General features: G+C 73.7%; 2 protein-coding genes and 1 pseudogene. 2 read left to right on the top strand and 1 reads right to left on the bottom strand.

Translation table 11 applies throughout. From position 1 onward, the window contains the following. On the bottom strand, positions 1 to 896 hold an 896-nt coding region (locus MVA01S_RS29280), incomplete at its 3' end, for a thiamine-phosphate kinase (RefSeq protein WP_040540172.1). A gap of 97 nt (positions 897 to 993) precedes the next feature. On the opposite strand from MVA01S_RS29280, the gene MVA01S_RS29275 reads away from it, so the two are divergent. Further along, complete coding sequence (locus MVA01S_RS29275; protein ID WP_003928667.1) at positions 994 to 1,236, top strand: Lrp/AsnC ligand binding domain-containing protein; 243 nt, start codon at positions 994 to 996, stop codon at positions 1,234 to 1,236. 10 nt (positions 1,237 to 1,246) lie between these two features. Continuing rightward, positions 1,247 to 1,426, top strand: a pseudogene (locus MVA01S_RS29270) (DUF3515 family protein); the annotation flags it as partial.

Here is a 1,426-nt window from a genome sequence, read left to right as displayed (position 1 = left end):
GCCGGCGCCGAGACCGTGCCGAGGACGCGCCAACCCGGCGGCGGGCCGGCCGGGAACGTCGCCACGAGCGCGTGATCCTCGCCGCCGCCGAGCACCCATTGCAGCGCGTCGGCGCCGGTGTCGGCCGCCGCCTCGGCCAGCGCGGTGAGGTCGGCACGCAGCCCGTCGGTGGCCAGGTCGATACTCACGTTCGACGCGGTCGCGATGTGGCCGAGGTCGGCGAGCAGCCCGTCCGAGACGTCGGTCATCGCGGTGGCCCCGGCGCGGGCCGCGATCCGGCCCTGCCCGTACGGCGGCTCGGGCACCAGGTGACGCCGGCGAAGGGCCGGGTGCCGGTCGATTCCGCGGCGCCACAGGGTGTATCCGGCCTGCGAACGGCCGAGGTCGCCGATCACGGCCACCGTGTCCCCGGGTCTGGCCCCGTCGCGGCGCACCGGATCCCGGCCCTCCAGATCACCCAGCGCCGCCACCGAGATCACCCACTGGGGGGCCGCGACCATGTCTCCGCCGACGATGCCCGCGCCGATCGACTGTGCCTCGTGCCACATGCCGTCGGCCAGTTCCACCGCGGCCGCGGTGCGGGTGTCACCGGGCGCGCCGAAGCCGACCACGAACGCCGTGGACCGCCCGCCCATCGCCTCGATGTCGGCGGCGTTCTGCGCGACGGCTTTTCGCCCGACGTCGTGGGGCGTGGACCAATCCAGCCGGAAATGCCGGTCCTGGATCAGCATGTCGGTGCACACCACGGTGCGGCCGTCGGGCGCCGCGACGACCGCCGCGTCGTCGCCGGGACCGACGGTGACGAAGGCGGGCTGGCGGCGGCCGGCGACCAGGCGGTCGATCACGGCGAATTCGCCCGAACCCGACAGTGTGTCGTCGGCGCCTCCGTCCGCCATCGCCGATCCTCTCGCCGTTCTGAACGCTCGACGCACCTGCGGTACGTTGGGGCCCTGCGGCGTGGAGTCTATGCAGCCAGAGAGAGGGATTTCGCCAGTGGTCGAGGCTTTCGTCCTGATCCAGACCGAGGTCGGCCGCGCCGAAGTGATCGCCAGACAACTGGCGGGTCTGCGCGGGGTGCTGTCGTCGGAGTACGTGACGGGCCCCTACGACGTCGTGGTGCGCGTCGGCGCATCCTCGCTGGAGGAGCTGAAGGCGACGGTCGTTCCCGGTGTGCAGCAGGTGGCGGGGATCACCCGGACGCTGACCTGTCCGATCGCCGGTGGGGCGCAGTCCTAGAGTTCACCGGGTGAGCAGTCAGACCCCAGACGGTCCGCCGCGGGCGGCACTGATCGCCGCGCTCGTCGTCGCCGTCGGCGGGGTCGTCGCGGTGATCGCGACGATCGCGGTCATGCAGCGCGCGCCGCAGGCCCAACCCGTCGCGGTCGCGGCGCTGCCCGCCCCCGCCGCCCAGAGCCCACAGTGCGCC

Source organism: Mycolicibacterium vaccae NBRC 14118 = CIP 105934, assembly GCF_001552715.1.
Lineage (GTDB): Bacteria > Actinomycetota > Actinomycetes > Mycobacteriales > Mycobacteriaceae > Mycobacterium > Mycobacterium vaccae.
The sequence above is the reverse complement of the archived record's forward strand: the minus strand, read 5'-3'. Positions and strand labels throughout refer to the sequence as shown.